This is a genomic window from Micromonospora rubida, from assembly GCF_009908295.1.
GTDB classification, from domain to species: Bacteria; Actinomycetota; Actinomycetes; order Mycobacteriales; family Micromonosporaceae; genus Micromonospora; species Micromonospora rubida.
In genome coordinates this window covers 421,532-438,126 of the sequence record NZ_JAAALO010000001.1, presented here as the reverse complement: position 1 = coordinate 438,126, position 16,595 = coordinate 421,532, and the positions used below count along the sequence as shown (strand labels likewise).

Sequence of the window (16,595 nt, the reverse complement as noted above, 5' to 3'; positions counted from 1 at the left end):
CGGCGGTTCTCCGTCGCGCCCCCGACGCTGACTGATCAATCAGTCGGCAATGAGCTCGACCCCGTCGACCGGCCCGCCGGCCGCCACCGCCAGCACCAGCCCGCCGGGCCCCGCCGCGGCGGCGACCAGCGCCGGGCTGCCTGCCAGGGCCGGATCGTCGGTCAAAGCGGCGGCGGCGACCAGCGCCGGGCTGCCTGCCAGGGCCGCGACGGCGACCCGGTCACCGGCGGCGTCGCCGGTCAGCCGGGGATGGCCGACCCACAGGCCGCCCGGCCCGGGGACCGGGCGCAGCAGTCCGCCCGGCCCATCGGGCCGGGGCATCCGCCGGCCCAGGCCGCCGTCACGCAGCCCTCGGCCGAGGGCCTTGCCGACGGCTTCCTTGGCCGTCCAGAGCAGCAGGAACGCCTCGGCGTGCCGCTCGGCGGGCCGGTCGGCCAGCCACGCGGCCTCCTCCGGGGCGTACCAGCGGCGGGCCAGCGCCACCGCGGGCAGCTCCCGGCGCGTCTCCACGTCGACCCCGACCGGGCCGGCGCGGCGGGCCGCGACCACCACGACGTCGCCGGAGTGACTCACGCTGACCGGCAGCTCGGCCGCGTCACCGGTGCGGGCGAACGGCCGCCCCGCGGCGTCGCGCCCCACCCGGATCTCCGCCTCCGCCCGGCCGAGCAGCATGCCACCCGCGTGCCGCAACAGCCGTCGGGCCGCCTCCGGCCGATCGCCGGTGGTGCGGCCGAACCACACGTACACGGTGTCCCGACCGGGCACCGCTGACTGGCTCACGGAAAGAGGTTAACCATGCGCGACGAGGTCCGGGTCTTTGTGATCGAGCAGCTCACCGACATGAACTACGACATCGACGACATCGACGACGACACCACCCTCGGCCCCTCCGGCGTCGACCTGGAGTCGCTGGCCCTGGCCGACCTGGCCGTGCGGGTCGAGGACCGCTACGGCCTGAAGTTCGCCGACGACGAGTCCGAGAAGCTGGCCCTGATGACGGTCGGCGAATTCACCACGATGATCGCCGACCGCGTCGTCGCGTCGGCCGACGGCAACGCCTGATGTCCGGTCAGCCCGACCTGGGGCGAGCTGACCTGCTCACCATGCTCGCCGAGATGACCGCGAAACCGGTCGACCAGGTGTCCGACCGGGTGGGATCGATGGAACTCGCCTGGCTGGTCCACCTCGTCGAACAGCGCTACGACCGCCGGCTCGACCTCACCGACGACCAACTCGCCGGCATCCGGACGGTCGACGACGCCCTGGCGGTGTTCCACGCCTGCCTGACCGCTCCCGCAGATGGCTGAGCGGCCCGGCGTAAGGATCACCGGCGTCCACGCGCTCAGCGCCCTCGGCAGGGGAGCCGAGGCGCAGCTCGCCGGGGTGCTCGCCGGCACCCCGGCGTTCCGGCCGGTCGGTCGCTTCGACACCTCGGCCCGCCGGGTCGCCGTGGCGGCCACCCTGCCGGAGGTCGGCCCGCTGGCCGACGAGCTGGCCGAGGCGGTGGACGCCGCCTGCGCGGCGGCCCGGCTCGGCGCCGGCGACCGGGCCGGCGCGCCGCTGCTGCTCGCCGCGCACGGCGGGGCGGGCGTGCCCGCGCTGGCCGGGGAAGTGGCCGGCCGGTGCGGGCTGGCCGGCGCCCCCCGGGTCTACACCAGCGCCTGCGTGTCGGCGTCCACGGCGGTGGCCGACGCCGCCGCGCTGATCGGTCGCGGCGACGTCGACCGGGTCGTCGTCGCCGCCGGCTACCTGGTCGAGCCCGACCAGTACGCGCTGTTCGACGCCGGTCGGGCGCTCGCGACCGACGGCGCGGTGCGCCCGTTCAGCGCCGGCCGCCGAGGGCTGCTGCTCGGCGACGGGGTGGCCGCCGTGGTGCTGGAGTCGGCCGGGGCGGCCCGGCGGCGGGACGCGCCGACGCTGGCGTCGGTGCTCGGCTGGGGGCGGGCCGGCGACGGCCACCACCCCTGCCAGCCCGACCCGCAGGGGCGTGGGCTGGCCCGGGCGGTCGGCGCGGCCCTGCGCCGGGCCGGGCTCGACCCCGAGGAGATCGGGTACGTCAACGCCAACGCCACGGGCACCGGGTACAGCGACGCCGCCGAGGCGGCGGCCCTGCGGCTGGCCTGGGGTGAGCACGCCGGCCGGGTGCCGGTCAGCTCCACCAAGGCGCTGCACGGGCACGCGCTGGAGGCGTCCGGGCTGCTGGAGCTGGTGGTGACCGTGCTCGCGGTGCGGCACGGGAAGCTGCCGGTCAACGCCGGCTGGCTCGGCCCGGACGAGGCGTGCCCGCTGGACGTCATCCGCGACGCGCCGCGCCGGGCCGCCACCGCCTACGCGCTGAGCCTCAACTCCGCCTTCGGCGGTGCCAACACCGCCCTTCTGGTGGGTGCGGCGTGACCGGGGGAACGCCCGGCGCGCTGCGGGTGCTCGCGCAGGCGCGCTGGCCCGAGCCGGGCGACGGCGCGCCGCCGACCCTGCCCGGCTTCGTGCACTCGACGTTCAGCCCGGTCGTGGCGGCCGTCGCCGACCGGTGCCTCACCCGGCGGCACGGCGAACGGCCGGCCCCGGAGCCGGTCGGCGTCCGGACCGCGGTGGTGCTGGTCAGCGCCGCCGGGGACCGGGCCAGCGCCGACCACGTGCACGCCACGGTCGCGCGGGGCGGGCGGCCCGGGCCGCTGTTCTTCTACCAGTCGGTGCCCAACAGCGTCGCCGGGCACGTCGCCGCGCGCTGGGGGCTGGGCGGGCCGGTGGTCTGCGTCGCCCCGACCGGGGATCCGCTGGCCGAGGGCACGGCCGAGGCGGAACTGCTGCGGTACGACGGCGACGCCGACGAGACATTGTTGATCATGATTGAGCAGGCACCCGACGACGCCGGTGCGGGCGTCGCGGCCGGGACTCCGGGCGAGGCGCCCGGGATCCGGGCCACCGCGGTGCTGCTGGGGGGAGAAGACACGCGATGAGGACCAGAGGACTGCGCGGCGTGCTGGCCGCCGACACCGAACTGGGCGCCGGCAACGTGCTGGCCCGGGTGCTGGCGCACGGCGCCGACCCGGACGGCCCGGGGCTGACCTTCGACACGCCGGTCGACGGGCACCCGGCCGAGCACCCGCTGACGCTGGGGCAGCTCGACGAGCTGGTCGCGGCCCGGGCTGCCTGGCTGCACGCCCGGGGCGTCAAGCCGCGCGACCCGGTCGCCGTCTGGGCCACCGCCGCCGCCGACATGGTGCTCAGCTTCCTGGCGCTGACCCGCATCGGCGCGATCCCGGCGCTGATGAACGGCAGGCTGCGCCCCGAGATCGCCGCCGAGTACATCCGCCGGCTGCGCGGCGCGGGCGTGCTCGCCGACGCCGCGCACACCGAGCTGCTGGCCGGTCACGACCTCGGCGCGCCGCTGATCGGCACCCCCGCCGAGGCCGGCGCCGGCGACCCGGCCGCCGCCCCGGCGCACTACCGGCACCATCAGGACGACCCGATCGTCATCACCCACACCTCCGGCACCACCGGCGTGCCGAAGGCGGTGCTGCACTCGCACGCGAGTCTCTTCGCCGCGACCCGGCACCTGCTGTCCATGCCGCAGGCGCAGGGCACCGGCCGTATCCTCAACGCGCTGCCCGCCCCGCACACCGCGACCGTCCTCATGGTCAACCAGGCGCTGGGCAACCGGGCGGAGATGTTCCTGCTGTCCGAGCAGGGCGGGGAACGGGTGCTCGACGCCATCCAGCGGTGGCGGCCGGACGGGGTGTTCGGGTTCTCCGTCACCTGGGCGGAGCTGGCCCGGTTCGACCTGTCCGGGTACGCCCTGGACTCGGTGCGGCTGTGGTTCAACACCGGCGACTGCTCGCACGAGCCGCACGTGCGCCGGCTCGTCGCGGTCGGCTCGCGGGACACCGTCACCCGCCAGGGAGTGGTCCGGGTGCCCGGGTCCGTCTTCATCGACGGGCTGGGGTCCAGCGAGATGGGCCACTCGATGTTCCACATCACCCACACCGCCGAGACCGACCAGTACGGCCGCTGCGTCGGCCGCCCGTACCGGTTCACCAAGGTCGCGGTGCTCGACGCCGAGGGCAACGAGCTGCCCCCGGGGCAGGTCGGCTGGCTCGGCATCGACTCCCCGTCGCTGTTCCGGGGCTACTGGAACGACTCGGTCACCACGTACCGGTTCCGGCTGCGCGGCTGGTACCTCACCGGCGACCTGGTGTACGCCGACGACGAGGGCCGGTATTACCACATGGACCGGGCGGCCGACTCCGTCGAGGTCGGCGACGGCCGGCGGTACTTCACCGCGCTGTCCGAGGAGCGGATCCTCGCCGCCTGCCCCGACGTCACCGACTGCACGGTGGTCATCGTCAGGGAGAACGACACGGTCGTCACCGACGTGCTGCTGGAGCTGGCCGCCGGCGCCGACCCGGACGCCGACCGCACCGAGGCGGTGCGCGCCGCGCTGGGCGAGGACGTCGGGGCGACCCTGCGCCGGGTGGTGCCGGTGCGCTCGGAGGACATCCCGGTCACCGTGACCGGGAAGGTGCGCAAGGTGGCGCTGCGCGAGCGCTACCTGACCGAGTCGCCGTCATGACCGCCGTCATCACCGGGATGGGCCTGTTCACCCCGGTCGGGCGGGGCGTCGCCGAGACCTTCGACGCCCTGCTCACCGGCCGGTCCGGGCTGACCCGCCCGGCCGACGACCACCCCGCACGGGAGTCCCTGGAGGTGGCCGGGCTGCTGCCGGACATCGACCCGCGCACCGTCGCGTCCGGCCCGGAGACCCGGGTGCTGGACCGGATCGTGGTGCTCGCCCTGCTCGCCGCCGCCGACGCGCTCGCCGACGCCGGCATCGAGGTGGGCCGGGACGTCGACCCCGGGCGGATCGGCGTGATCGTGGGCGGGGTCGGCGGGATGTCCACCCTGGAGAGCCAGGTGCTGGCCCGGGCCGCCCGGGGCCGGGCGGCGGTCAGCCCGTACCTGCTCACCGGGATCCTGCCGAACATGCCGGCGGCGCGGATCGCCATCGCCCACGGCATCCGCGGCTACAGCTCGTCGGTCGGCACCGCCTGCGCGTCCGGTGCGCAGGCGGTGGCCGACGCGGTCCGGCTGATCCGGGCCGGTGAGGCCGACGTGGTGGTCTGCGGGGCCAGCGAGGCCCCGCTGTTCCCCACCTTCGCCGACACCTTCGGCAATGCCCGGGCCCTCGCGCGGGGCTGGGCCGACCCGGCCGAGGCGAGCCGGCCGTTCGACGCCCGGCGCAACGGCTTCGTGCTCGCCGAGGGTGCGGCGCTGCTGGTGCTGGAACGCGCCGAGCACGCCGCCGCCCGGGGCGTCACCGGGTACGCCGAGGTGGCCGGCTACGGGGCGAACACCGACGCGTACCACCCGACCGCGCCCCGGCCGGACGGGTCGGGGGCGGCGGAGTGCATGCGCCGCGCCCTGGCCGGCGGGGGAGTGACGGCCGGCGACATCGGCTACGTCAACGCGCACGGCACGGCGACCAAGCTCGGCGACATCGCCGAGACCGCCGCGCTGACCGCGGTGTTCGGCGACGGCGGGGTGCCGGTCAGCTCCACCAAGGCGCTCACCGGGCACCTGCTCGGCGCGTCCGGGGTGCTGGAGGCCGCGGCCACGGCGTTGGCGCTGGGCCGAGGGCTGCTGCCCCCGACCTGGAACCTCGACGACCCGGACCCGGCCTGCCCCGCCGATCACATCAGCAAGGAACCGAGGGCGGCCGCCCCGGAGCACGCGCTGACCAACTCGTTCGGGTTCGGCGGTCAGAACGTCAGCCTGCTACTGCGGCGCAGCACCGGTGCGGGTGCGCGCGCCGCCGCTCCGGGGAGGTGATCGCTCGTTCCACTCCGGGCGGTACGCCGCCCGGGCGGCAGTCACGGGGGGACATGGGGAAGGGCTGGAAAATGGACATCCGTTCTATAGATCACATCGAACTCTACGTGGGGGACGCCCGGCAGGCCGCCTTCTACTTCGGCACCGCCGTCGGGTTCCGGCTCCGCGGCCAGGGCGGCCCGGAGACCGGGCTGGCCGGGCAGCGCTCGCTGCTGCTGGGCCAGGCCGACATCCGGATGGTGCTCACCTCCGGGTTGACCGCGCAGCACCCGGCGTCGACGTACGTGCAGCGGCACGGCGACGGCATCGCGGTGGTGGCGCTGGAGGTCGACGACGCCGCCGGGGCGTACGCCGAGCTGGTGGCCCGCGGGGCGACGCCGGTGACCCCACCGACCACCTTCACCGGCGTGGACGCCGAGGTGGTGACCGCCGAGGTGGGGGGTTTCGGCGACGTGTTGCACCGGCTGGTGCAGCGCCGGGGCGACCGGCGCGAGTTCCTGCCCGGGGCGTTCGAGATGGACCCGCCGACCGGCGGGGACGACGGTCTGCTCACCGAGATCGACCACCTGGCCATCTGCGTGCCGCCGGGGCAGCTCGGGGAGACCGTCGCCCACTACGAGCGGGTCTTCGGCTTCTCGGACATCTTCACCGAGCACGTGGAGGTCGCCGGGCAGGCGATGAACTCCACGGCGGTGCAGAGCCCGTCCGGGCGGGTCACGCTGGTGCTGCTGGAGCCGGACACCAGCCACCGGCCGGGGCAGATCGACGCGTTCCTCGCCGAGCACGCCGGGGCCGGGGTGCAGCACCTGGGGCTGCGCACCGACGACATCGTCACCGCCGTCGGCGCGCTGCGCGGGCGGGGGGTCCGCTTCGCCGGCACCCCCGGTGCCTACTACGACGACCTGGAGCGGCGGGTCGGCCCGGTCGACGCGCCGCTGGACCGGCTGCGGGAGCTGAGCATCCTGGTCGACCGCGACCACGGAGGCCAGCTGTTGCAGATCTTCACCGAGTCGATTCACGTGCGCCGCACGCTCTTTCTCGAACTGATCGAGCGGCGCGGGGCGCTGACCTTCGGCAGCGGCAACGTCAAGGCCCTCTACGAGGCCAAGGAACGCGAGCTGGCCGCCACGGCCACAGCACAGGGGGTGGGAGCGTGACTACCGTCGACTTTCAGCCGGCTTTGACCGCCGAGGAGGAGGCGCTGCTGCCGTCCGAGGAGGACGTGCGGTTCTACGCCGAGCACGGCTGGTACCTGTCGAAGAAGCTGTTCACCGACGAGGAGGTGGACGCCCTGGTGGCGGCCACCGACCGGTACTACGACGGCGAGCGGGACCGCACCCTGCCGGTGCGCCCGCCGAAGCTGGCCTACTGGGACCCGTCGAAGGGCCCGGTGCAGCGGCACAACGACTACGTCCACCACGAGCACGACGGGATCGCCGCGATCCTGCGCAAGCCGCTGCTCGGGGCGGTCGCCGCCCGGCTGGCCCGGGCTGCCGAGATCCGGGTGTTCCAGTCCACGCTGATCTACAAGCCGCCGATCTCCGGCGAGCCGTCGAACATCGTGCCCTGGCACTTCGACAAGCACTACTGGTCGTCCTCGTCCTCCGAGGAGATGCTCACCGCGTTCATCCCCTTCCACGACTGCGGCGAGGAGATGGGCACCATCACCATGGTCGACGGGTCGCACCGGTGGAAGGAGATCGGCGCGAACGACACCGTCGTGCGGCACTTCGCCGAGCGCGACCGCGGCCAGCTCGAGGAGATGCTGGCCGAGAACGCCGCCCACAACGGCGCCCAGATCAACAAGATCCCCATGGTGATCCCCAAGGGACACGTGAGCTTCCACCACTGCCGCACCTACCACGGCAGCGGCGCGAACGTCAGCGACCGCCCCCGCCGGGCGATCTCGCTGCACCTGCAGGACGGCGCGAACGCCTACCGGGAGTTCCCGCTCTCCGACGGCACCCTCGCCGCGTACAACCACGACGTGCTGGTCCGCCGCACCGACGACGGGCGGCCGGACTACGCGGACCCCGAATACTGCCCGGTTATCTGGCGCGACAGCGCCCAGCAGGAAGGCTGAACAATGTCACGGTACGACTGGGGCAAGACGCACCCGGGCATCGAGCGGCTCGAGCAGGCGGTCAGCGACCGCCGCGACGTGGTGGTCAAGCACCCGCTGTACGCCAACCTGGACACCCACGAGGCGCTGGTCGCCTTCATGGAGCACCACGTCTTCGCGGTCTGGGACTTCATGTCCCTGCTGAAGTCGTTGCAGCGGCAGCTCACCTGCGTGACGGTGCCGTGGATCCCCACCGGGCCCACCGGCAGCCGGCGGCTGATCAACGACATCGTGATGGTGGAGGAGAGCGACGAGCTCGGCGAGGGCTACATCAGCCACTTCGAGCTGTACGTGCAGGGCATGGCCGAGGCCGGCGCCGACACCACCGCCGTGAACTCCCTGATCGACCTGCTGCGGGCCGGCACGTCGGTGACCGAGGCGCTGGAGTCCGCCGGCGTGCCCGGCCCGTCCCGGGCGTTCGCCGGCACCACCTGGAAGATCATCGAGTCGACCCCGGTGCACTGCCAGGCGGCGGCGTTCGCCTTCGGCCGGGAAGACCTGATCCCCGACATGTTCACCCAGGTCGTCGCGGTCAACGAGCGCAGCCAGAAGCTGAACAAGTTCGTCGACTACCTGGAGCGGCACATCGAGGTCGACGGGGAGCAGCACACCCCGATGGCCATGCAGATGCTGGCGGACCTGTGCGGCGACGACGACGCCAAGTGGCAGGAGTGCGCCGACACGGTCAACATGGCGCTGGCCGCCCGGGCGCAGCTCTGGGACGACATCCTCGACGCGATCAAGGAGGGCCGCCCGGCGTGACCCCCACCGATCCCGTCCGGCTGTACCGGGCGGTACGGCTGATCCGCCGGTTCGAGGAGCGGGCGATCGAGCTGGTCCGCTCCGGAGCGATCGTCGGCGGCATCCATCCGTACCTCGGTCAGGAGGGGATCGCCGTCGGGGTCTGCGCCGCGCTGCGCGCCGACGACCTGGTGACCGGCACCCACCGCGGGCACGGCCACGTGCTCGCCAAGGGCGCCGACCCGGCCCGCATGCTCGCCGAGCTGCTGGGCCGGGTCACCGGGCTCAACCGGGGCCGGGGCGGCTCCATGCACGCCGCCGACCTCGGCGTCGGGGTGCTCGGCGCCAACGCCATCGTGGGCGCCGCCGGGTCCATCCTCACCGGAGCGGTGTGGGCCCGGCGGCGCCGCGGCGACGACATCGTCGGGGCGACCTTTTTCGGCGACGGCGCGGTCAACGAGGGGATGCTGCTGGAGGCGTTCAACCTGGCCGCGCTGTGGCGGGTGCCGGTGCTGTTCGTCTGCGAGAACAACGGCTACGCCACCACCATGCCCGTCGAGGGCGCGGTGGCCGGCACCATCGGCGGCCGGGCCGAGGCGTTCGGCATGCCGGCCGCCGTCGTCGACGGCCAGGACCCCGAGACGGTACGCCTGGCCGCGTCCGCCGCCGTCGACCGGATGCGCGCCGGCGGCGGGCCGGAGCTGATCGAGGCCCGCACCTACCGCTTCGACGCCCACCACACCTTCGAGCACGCGGTACGCCTCGACTACCGCGCGCCCGAGGAGGTGGCCCGGGGCCGGTCCCGGGACCCGGTCGAGATCCAGGGCGGCCGGCTGGCCGACGCCGACCGGGCCGCCGTCGACGCCGAGGTCGAGGCCACCCTCGACGCGGCGGTGGAGTTCGCCCTGGCCAGCCCCGAGCCCGACCCGGCCGGCGCGCTGGAGTACCTGTACGCCAGCGGGCTGGTCGCCCGGATGGGAGGTGGCTGATGCCACGGCTGTCGTACCGCAAGGCGCTCACCCGGGCGCTCGCCGACGAGATGGCCCGCGACGAGTCGGTCTTCCTGCTCGGCGAGGACATCCGGGTGGCCGCCTCGAACGTCACCGCCGGGCTGCTGAAGAAGTTCGGGCCGGAGCGGGTGCTGGACACCCCGCTGTCGGAGCAGGCGTTCACCAACTTCGCCACCGGGGCGGCCCTGGCCGGGCTGCGCCCGGTGGTGGAGTTCCAGATCCCGTCCCTGCTGTTCCTGGTGTTCGAGCAGATCGTCAACCACGCGCACAAGTTCCCGCTGATGACGGGCGGGCAGTGCGCGGTGCCGGTCACCTACCTGGTCCCGGGCTCCGGCTCGCGGACCGGGTGGGCGGGGCAGCACTCCGACCACCCGTACAGCCTGTTCGCCCACGTCGGGGTGACCACCCTCGTCCCGGCCACCCCGGCCGACGCGTACGGGCTGCTGGTGTCGGCGATCCGGCACGTCGACCCGGTGGTGCTGTTCGCCCCGGCCGGGGCGATGGACGTCCGGGCCGACGTGGACTTCGCCACTTTGGCCCCGGTGCCGATCGGCAAGGGCCGGGTGCACCGGGCCGGCGACGACGTCACCGTGGTAGCGGTCGGGCACCTGGTGCACGACGCGCTCGCCGTCGCCGAGGAGCTGGCCGGGCAGGTCTCGGTGGAGGTCTTCGACCCCCGCACGCTCTACCCGTTCGACTGGGACGGGCTGACCGAGTCCGTGGCCCGCACCGGCCGGCTGGTCGTGGTCGACGACTCCAACCGGTCCTGCGGCATCGCCGGGGAGATCATGGCGACCGTGGTCGAACGGGTGCGGCTGCTCGCGCCGCCCCGGCGGGTCACCCGCCCCGACGGCGCGGTGCTGCCCTTCGCCCCGGCGCTGGACCGGGCCGTGCAGCCCGGCCGCGAGCAGCTCACCGCCGCCATCCAACTCACCATGAAGGACGGATGATGATCGATCCGAACTACGCCTGGCCCAGGCTTGACCAGGCGTGGAACGACCTGCCGGAGCCGACCCGAGCGGCGATGGTGGCCGCTGGTGCCGCCGCCTGGAAGGAGGTCTTCTACGGCTGCGCGACGTACAACCAGACGTGGCGGCTGGCCCGCCCGCCGGTCATGCCGGCGGACGCCTTCCGCGAGCTGAACGAGGTCTGCGACCGGCTCGCCCAGCTCATTCTGGAGACGTGCCAGCGCCGCGCCCGCACCGCGGGGGAGCTGACCCGGCTGCTCGGCGTGCCGGCGGAGGAGACGAGGCTGCTCGACGAGGACGAGGAGCTGTCCGAGGCGCTGCTGGCCGCGTACCGGCCGGACGTGCTGATCTCCGGCGGGGTGCCGAAGTTCGTCGAGTACAACATCGACAGCAGTCTCGGCGGCGGCTTCGACGCCGACACGGTCGTCTACCGGTACACGAAGATCTACCAGGACCAGGGCATCTTCGACGGGCTGCCGGTGCGGCCCGCGCCGTCCCTCCTGGACCAGCGGTTCGTGGCGATCCGGGACGAGCTGGGCCTGGCCGACGGGGCCCGGGTGGCGCTGTTGCTGGACTTCGACGCCGACTACCCCGGCCTGGAGACCCCGGACGACTTCATCAGGATCCTTTCGCCGTTGGCAGACCGGGCCCGGCACTTCGGCATCGACCTGGTCATCGCCCAGCTCAAGTTGTCGACCCTGGACGAGAAGGGCCGGCTCGTCGTCGGCGGCGCCCCGGTGGACGGCCTGTTCCGGCTGTTCGTGCCGAACCGGGTGCACGCCAGCGCCGGCCTGGACGCCGTCGCCGGGGCCCTCGCGGCCGGCACCCTGCCGATGTTCGTCAGCTCCGCCGCCTGGCTGCTCGGCAACAAGATCAACTTTGCCTGGCTCTGGGAGGACCTCGACATCCTGGCCGAGGCCGACCAGGCGCTGATCCGCCGGTACGTCCCGCGCACCAGCGCGCTCACCGCCACCGAGCTGCCCCGGGCTCTGGCCGAGCAGCACGACCTGGTCGCCAAGCCCGCCGACGGCTCCGCCGGAATCGGGGTGCTACTCGGCCCGGAGACCTCCGCCGAGGCGTGGGAGGAGGGGCTGCGCGCCGCCATCGACGAGGGCGGCTACATCCTCCAGGAGTACATGCCGGCCGACCGGGTGGCGATGGACTTCGTCCGGATGGAGACGGGGGAGACGGTCACCGCCGACGTCCCGTACAGCCTCGCCCCGTACCTGTTCGGCCGGCAGGGCTCCGGCGCCCTGGCCCGGGTCGGCTTCCCCGGCTGCGACAGCGTCCTCAACCTAGCCCGCGGCGTCCTCCTCACGGGCATCCTCCTAACCGACTGACCCCCCACCCCACCCCCACCCCCGCCCCGCCCCCCACCGCCGCCCATCGGCGTCGATCATGCACTTGCGGCCCGCCTAAAGTGGACATAAGTGAATGAACCAAGGGCCATAAATGCATGATCGACGTCGGTCAGGCGGGTCAGGCGGGGCACGGGTGGGGTGGTCGGGCAGGATGGGCGGGTGGACGGGGCTCGGGTGGGGTTGACGGTCGACGGGTTGCGCGCGGTGGGGTGGGCGGCGTTCGGGCGGGAGCGGGCGCTGCTCTCGGTCGAACGGCTGACCGGCGGCACGAAGAAGGGCGTCTACCGGTTGACCCTCGACGACGGGTCCACCGGCATCGCCTACGTGTGGCACCCCACGGAGGACTACTGGCCGGCACCGTCTGCCCCGGACCCGGACGACCCGTTCGGGCATGCGACCGGGGCCGACCTGTTCACGGCGGCGTACCGGGAACTAACCGCCGCCGGGGTGCGGGTGCCCGGGCTGCTGCTCGCCCCCACCGCACGGCTCGTGCCCGGCGAGGTGGCGGTGGTGGAGGACGTCCGGGGCGGCACCCTGCAGGACCTGTGTCGACGTGATCCGCGACGCGCCGGGGTGGTGCTGGACCGGCTCGGTGACGCCGTGCGGGCCATGCACGCCCGCCGCCGCGACCGGCACGGCCGACCAGGGCTCGACGGGCCGACGGCGGGCCGGTCGGTGCAGCGGATCATCCTCGACCGGGCGTTCGGCGACCTGGCCGATGCCGCCGCCCGGGTCGAGCGGATCGCCGCCGTGCGGGACCGTCTCGCCGGGGCCCTCGCCGAGCGGTACGCCGCTGTGGCACCCCGTTCCCGCTACGGCCTGATCCACGGGGAACTCGGCCCGGACCACGTGCTCGTGGACGCGCGGGACCATCCGGTGCTCGTCGACATCGAGGGTGCGGTCTTCCTCGACGTGGAGTGGGAGCACGCCTTCCTCGAACTGCGCTTCGGCGAAGCCTACCCGGCGCTGGCCGTGCAGGGTCTCGACGAGGACCGGATGCGCCTCTACCGGCTCGCGCTGCACCTGTCGCTGGTGGCGGGCCCGCTACGCCTGCTCGACGGCGACTTCCCCGACCGGGCCGGCATGCGTGCGATCGCCGAGCACAACGTCGCCAGGACGCTGGACCAGCTCGCCTGAGCCGGTGGCGGCGAGGACCGTGCGGGCGGGCGTGCATCCGGGGTTCAGGTGTTGTTGAGGTAGGTGAGCACGGCCAGGACGCGGCGGTTGTCGTCGGACGACGGGGGGAGCCGCAGCTTGTCGAAGATGCTCGCGGTGTGCTTGCCCACGGCGCTCTCGCTGAGGAACAGCCGCTGCGAGATGGCGGCGTTGGAACGCCCCTGGGCCATGAGTTCGAGGACGTCGCGCTCGCGCGGCGTGAGTCGGGCCAGGGGCGAGGCGGTGCCGCCGGCCGTCAACAGCTTCGCGATTACCTCGGGGTCCATCGCGGTGCCGCCCGACGCGACCCGGCGTACGGCGTCGATGAACTGGTCGGCGTTCAGGACGCGGTCCTTGAGCAGGTAGCCGACCGCGCCGGCCCCGTCGGCCAACAACTCCCGGGCGTAGAGCTGCTCGACGTGCTGGGACAGCACCAGCACCGGCAGGCCGGGAACGTCCCGCCGGGCGGCCAGCGCCGCCTGGAGGCCCTCGTCGGTGAAGGTCGGCGGTAGCCGCACGTCGACGATGGCCACGTCGGGCCGGTGCCGGGCCAGGGCGGCGCGTAGCGCCGGCCCGTCGCCGACGGCCTCGGCGATGGTGAAGCCGTGGCTTTCGAGGAGCAGGACCAGCCCATCCCTCAGGATGTGGAGGTCCTCGGCGAGGACGACGCGCACGGGATCTCCATGGTGACGACGGTGGGTCCGCCGGGCGGACTGTGTGGGGTCATGGTCCCGTCGAATGTAGCGAGCCGCCGTTGGATGCCGCGCAGCCCGGTTCCCCTGGTCGGGTCGGCCCCGCCGGGACCGTCGTCGGTCACCACCACCCGGAGCACCCCGTCGCGGTGGGACAGCGAGATCGAGATGTGGGACGCGCAGCGGGCCGCGTTGGTGAGGGCCTCACAGGTGACGAAGTAGGCGGCCGACTCGACCGGCGCGTCGAGCCGGCCGGGCAGGTCGACGTCCACGTCCACCGGCAGCGGGGTGTCGAGCGCGATCGCCCGGATCGCGTCGCCGAGTCCGCGCTCGGCCAGCACCGGCGGATGGATGCCGCGTACCAGGTCGCGCAGCTCGGCCAGCGCGGCGGCGGACGTCTCCTGCGCCTGTTCCAGCACCCGGCGTGCCCGCACCGGGTCGGTCTCCATGAGTCGTGCGACGGCGGCCAGGCCGAGCCCGACGGCGATGAGCCGGGCCTGGGCGCCGTCGTGCAGGTCGCGTTCGATGCGGCGCAGTTCGGTCGCCTGTACGTCGACGGCGTCGGCCCGGGTCGTGGCAAGGTGCGCGACCCGCGAGGCGAGCACGGTGGCCGCCGTGGGGGTGAGCAGGAGCCGGTCCCACCACAGCCGCAGCCGCATCAGCGGGCTGGCCAGGCCGAGCCCGAGCAGCGCCATGGCCAGCCCGGCGGTCATGCTCGCCCAGCCAGGCAACCACGACGCGTCGGGCTGGATGTGCTCGATACCGAACCACAGGTAGAACGGGGTGACCCAGTAGCCGGTGAACAGGCCGATCGGCACCGCCCAGCCCACCCAGGTCAGGGGCTGGCAGAACAGGCCGTAGAACCCGAGGCCGACCAGGACCGCCGGGACGAACGAGAGCGGGGCCAGGGCGACCGAGCCCAGTGACCACAGCTGGTCCCGCCAGGTGGCCGGGTCGCCGAGCAGCCACCCTGGCCGTTGACCCTGGACGGCTGCCGGGAGGTCGGTGTACAGGACCCGCCCGACCCGGTAGCTGCCGTCCTTACCGGGGCTGGGCGCCGGCGGGTAGGGCCGGTACGGTGCGGGCAGGTCGGTGCCCGTCCACCGGCCGACGTGGCGCCGGTAGAGCTCCACCAGTGACCGCGTGACCGGCAGGGTGTACGGCAGCAGCCCGCCCCACGACAGGGCTGCGGCGAGCAGGTTGAGCAGCAGGCCGCCGAACCCGGCGAGGGTCAGCCCGGCCAGGCCGGCCCCCCGCCAGGTTGCGGCCGACGTCCGGGTGACCCATCGGCTGACCGCCGTCTGCGGCGGCTCCCCGGTTCCCAGCAGCACGCCGGCCCACAGCCCGTACGCCCGCAGAGCGCCCGGAGCCAGCAGGAACGCGGCCACAACGGCCCCGCCGGCCGCCGGCACCGACCACGCGAGTGGCCAGGGGGGCGAGGCGAGCAGGAACACGCCGGCCGCGATCAGCGCGGGCGGCACCAGGATCGGGACCGCGCCGATGACCGGGGTGAGGATCAGCCACAGCCATTCCCGGCCGACCGTCGGGTCCTTCGCGTAGTGGTCCAGCTTGAGCAGGAACGCCGGCACCCGTGGCGACCTGAACACCGTGTCGTCGTGGGCGTACCAGCCGTCCTCGCGCCGGTGCGGTGTGGGTGGCAGCGACCGGACGGGGTCGGGGAGGACGGCCCCAGCCCAGGCGCGGGCGAGCCGGCGGGCCAGCGCGGTCAGCCGGTACTGGCCGGAGACGGCGAGCGGGTAGGTGACCACCAGGGTGGCGGCGACCACGAGGACATGCCCGTAGGCGAACCCGGCCACGCTCAGCGCGACCAGGGCAACGCAACGTGGTATGGCGAGCGCGAAGCGAGTCACGGACCGAGTCTTCTTCTCACCGACCGCCGCCGCACTGGGGCAGGCTACCGGCCAGGGGTGGAGCTGGGTACACCACCCACCGGGCAGCTGGACCCATTATCCGCGGCCGGTGAGATTCCTAGCGTTGTCGGCATGCCAGTCATCGAGGTGCGGAACCTCCGCAAGCAGTACGCCGATCAGGTGGCCGTCGCCGATGTGTCGTTGAGCGTGGACGAGGGCGAGATCTTCGGGCTTGTCGGCCCGAACGGCGCCGGCAAGACCACCACCGTGGAGTGCATCGAGGGGCTCCGGACCGCGGACTCCGGCACGGTACGGGTGCTGGGGCTGGACCCGCGCCGGGACCGCGCGGCGGTGCGGCAGAAGCTGGGCATCCAACTCCAGGAGAGCCAGCTGCCGGATCGGATCAAGGTGTGGGAGGTGCTCGACCTGTACAGCTCGTTCTATCCGCATCCGGCCGACTGGCGGGCGCTGATGGACGAGCTGGGCCTGGGCCCCAAACGGAACACGGTGTTCGCGAAGCTCTCCGGCGGCCAGAAGCAGCGGCTGTCGATCGCGCTCGCACTGGTCGGCAACCCGTCGGTGGCGATCCTGGACGAGCTGACCACGGGCCTGGACCCGCAGGCGCGGCGCGACACGTGGGAGCTGATCCGCCACGTCCGGGACCGTGGCGTCACGGTCTTGCTCGTGACCCACTTCATGGACGAGGCGGAGCGCCTGTGTGACCGGTTGGCGGTCGTCGCGGCGGGCCGGGTCGTCGCCGTCGACACTCCCCGCAACCTGATCGCCGGTGCCCAAGTGCCCGGCGTCGAACGGCCCACCCTCGAGGACGCGATCCTCTCCCTCACCTCT

Annotated in this window: 16 protein-coding genes and 1 pseudogene; 14 read left to right on the top strand and 3 right to left on the bottom strand. The window is 73.8% G+C overall.

Translation table 11 applies throughout. The features are described 5' to 3' along the window. Positions 1–39: 39 nt before the first annotated feature. Complete coding sequence (locus tag GVV04_RS01850) at positions 40–780, bottom strand: 4'-phosphopantetheinyl transferase family protein (protein WP_161683981.1); 741 nt, start codon at positions 778–780, stop codon at positions 40–42. Positions 781–795: 15 nt separating this feature from the next. Here GVV04_RS01850 and GVV04_RS01845 point away from each other — a divergent pair, with 15 nt between their 5' ends. The 13 genes from GVV04_RS01845 (at position 796) to GVV04_RS01785 (ending at position 13,165) form a co-directional block, all read left to right on the top strand. Beyond that, entirely contained in the window at positions 796–1,062 is a 267-nt protein-coding gene (locus tag GVV04_RS01845) for a phosphopantetheine-binding protein (RefSeq protein WP_161683980.1), read from the top strand. Further along, positions 1,062–1,307: an acyl carrier protein gene (locus GVV04_RS01840; RefSeq protein WP_161683979.1), complete on the top strand. Its 246-nt coding sequence runs from the start codon at positions 1,062–1,064 to the stop codon at positions 1,305–1,307. The genes GVV04_RS01845 and GVV04_RS01840 overlap by 1 nt, the downstream gene beginning before the upstream one ends. Beyond that, positions 1,300–2,394 carry a beta-ketoacyl-[acyl-carrier-protein] synthase family protein gene (locus GVV04_RS01835; protein WP_161683978.1) on the top strand — a complete coding sequence of 365 codons (1,095 nt, stop codon included), beginning with the start codon at positions 1,300–1,302 and terminating at the stop codon, positions 2,392–2,394. The genes GVV04_RS01840 and GVV04_RS01835 overlap by 8 nt, the downstream gene beginning before the upstream one ends. Further along, a complete protein-coding gene (locus GVV04_RS01830; protein ID WP_161683977.1) occupies positions 2,391–2,957 on the top strand; it encodes a hypothetical protein in 567 nt (188 codons plus the stop codon). The genes GVV04_RS01835 and GVV04_RS01830 overlap by 4 nt, the downstream gene beginning before the upstream one ends. After that, positions 2,954–4,570, top strand: coding sequence for a class I adenylate-forming enzyme family protein (locus tag GVV04_RS01825; RefSeq protein WP_161683976.1), 1,617 nt, complete (start codon positions 2,954–2,956; stop codon positions 4,568–4,570). Before GVV04_RS01830 ends, GVV04_RS01825 begins: the two co-directional genes overlap by 4 nt. Further along, positions 4,567–5,826 (top strand): beta-ketoacyl-[acyl-carrier-protein] synthase family protein, encoded by a 1,260-nt coding sequence (locus GVV04_RS01820; RefSeq protein ID WP_161683975.1) that lies wholly within the window; start codon positions 4,567–4,569, stop codon positions 5,824–5,826. The genes GVV04_RS01825 and GVV04_RS01820 overlap by 4 nt, the downstream gene beginning before the upstream one ends. Before the next feature lie 71 nt (positions 5,827–5,897). Then, positions 5,898–6,983 (top strand): 4-hydroxyphenylpyruvate dioxygenase, encoded by a 1,086-nt coding sequence (hppD, locus tag GVV04_RS01815; RefSeq protein WP_161683974.1) that lies wholly within the window; start codon positions 5,898–5,900, stop codon positions 6,981–6,983. Beyond that, positions 6,980–7,909, top strand: a complete 930-nt coding sequence (locus GVV04_RS01810) for a phytanoyl-CoA dioxygenase family protein (RefSeq protein WP_161683973.1) — start codon at positions 6,980–6,982, stop codon at positions 7,907–7,909. Before hppD ends, GVV04_RS01810 begins: the two co-directional genes overlap by 4 nt. Before the next feature lie 3 nt (positions 7,910–7,912). Continuing rightward, complete coding sequence (locus GVV04_RS01805) at positions 7,913–8,710, top strand: DUF3050 domain-containing protein (RefSeq protein ID WP_161683972.1); 798 nt, start codon at positions 7,913–7,915, stop codon at positions 8,708–8,710. Further along, positions 8,707–9,678 carry a thiamine pyrophosphate-dependent dehydrogenase E1 component subunit alpha gene (locus tag GVV04_RS01800; protein WP_161683971.1) on the top strand — a complete coding sequence of 324 codons (972 nt, stop codon included), beginning with the start codon at positions 8,707–8,709 and terminating at the stop codon, positions 9,676–9,678. Before GVV04_RS01805 ends, GVV04_RS01800 begins: the two co-directional genes overlap by 4 nt. Then, positions 9,678–10,649, top strand: a complete 972-nt coding sequence (locus GVV04_RS01795; protein WP_161683970.1) for an alpha-ketoacid dehydrogenase subunit beta — start codon at positions 9,678–9,680, stop codon at positions 10,647–10,649. The genes GVV04_RS01800 and GVV04_RS01795 overlap by 1 nt, the downstream gene beginning before the upstream one ends. Beyond that, a complete protein-coding gene (locus GVV04_RS01790) occupies positions 10,649–12,007 on the top strand; it encodes a hypothetical protein (protein ID WP_201752786.1) in 1,359 nt (452 codons plus the stop codon). The genes GVV04_RS01795 and GVV04_RS01790 overlap by 1 nt, the downstream gene beginning before the upstream one ends. A gap of 180 nt (positions 12,008–12,187) precedes the next feature. Continuing rightward, on the top strand, positions 12,188–13,165 hold the full coding sequence (locus tag GVV04_RS01785; protein WP_328822153.1) for a phosphotransferase family protein: 978 nt from the start codon (positions 12,188–12,190) through the stop codon (positions 13,163–13,165). A 44-nt stretch (positions 13,166–13,209) separates the two neighbouring features. Here the strand turns inward: GVV04_RS01785 and GVV04_RS01780 are convergent, their stop codons facing one another. Then, positions 13,210–13,857 carry a response regulator gene (locus GVV04_RS01780; RefSeq protein WP_161683969.1) on the bottom strand — a complete coding sequence of 216 codons (648 nt, stop codon included), beginning with the start codon at positions 13,855–13,857 and terminating at the stop codon, positions 13,210–13,212. After that, positions 13,821–15,746, bottom strand: coding sequence for a sensor histidine kinase (locus tag GVV04_RS34230; protein WP_161683968.1), 1,926 nt, complete (start codon positions 15,744–15,746; stop codon positions 13,821–13,823). The genes GVV04_RS01780 and GVV04_RS34230 overlap by 37 nt, the downstream gene beginning before the upstream one ends. A 132-nt stretch (positions 15,747–15,878) precedes the next feature. Between GVV04_RS34230 and GVV04_RS01770 the strand changes: the two are divergent. Continuing rightward, positions 15,879–16,583, top strand: a pseudogene (locus tag GVV04_RS01770) (ABC transporter ATP-binding protein); the annotation flags it as partial. Positions 16,584–16,595: the final 12 nt, after the last annotated feature.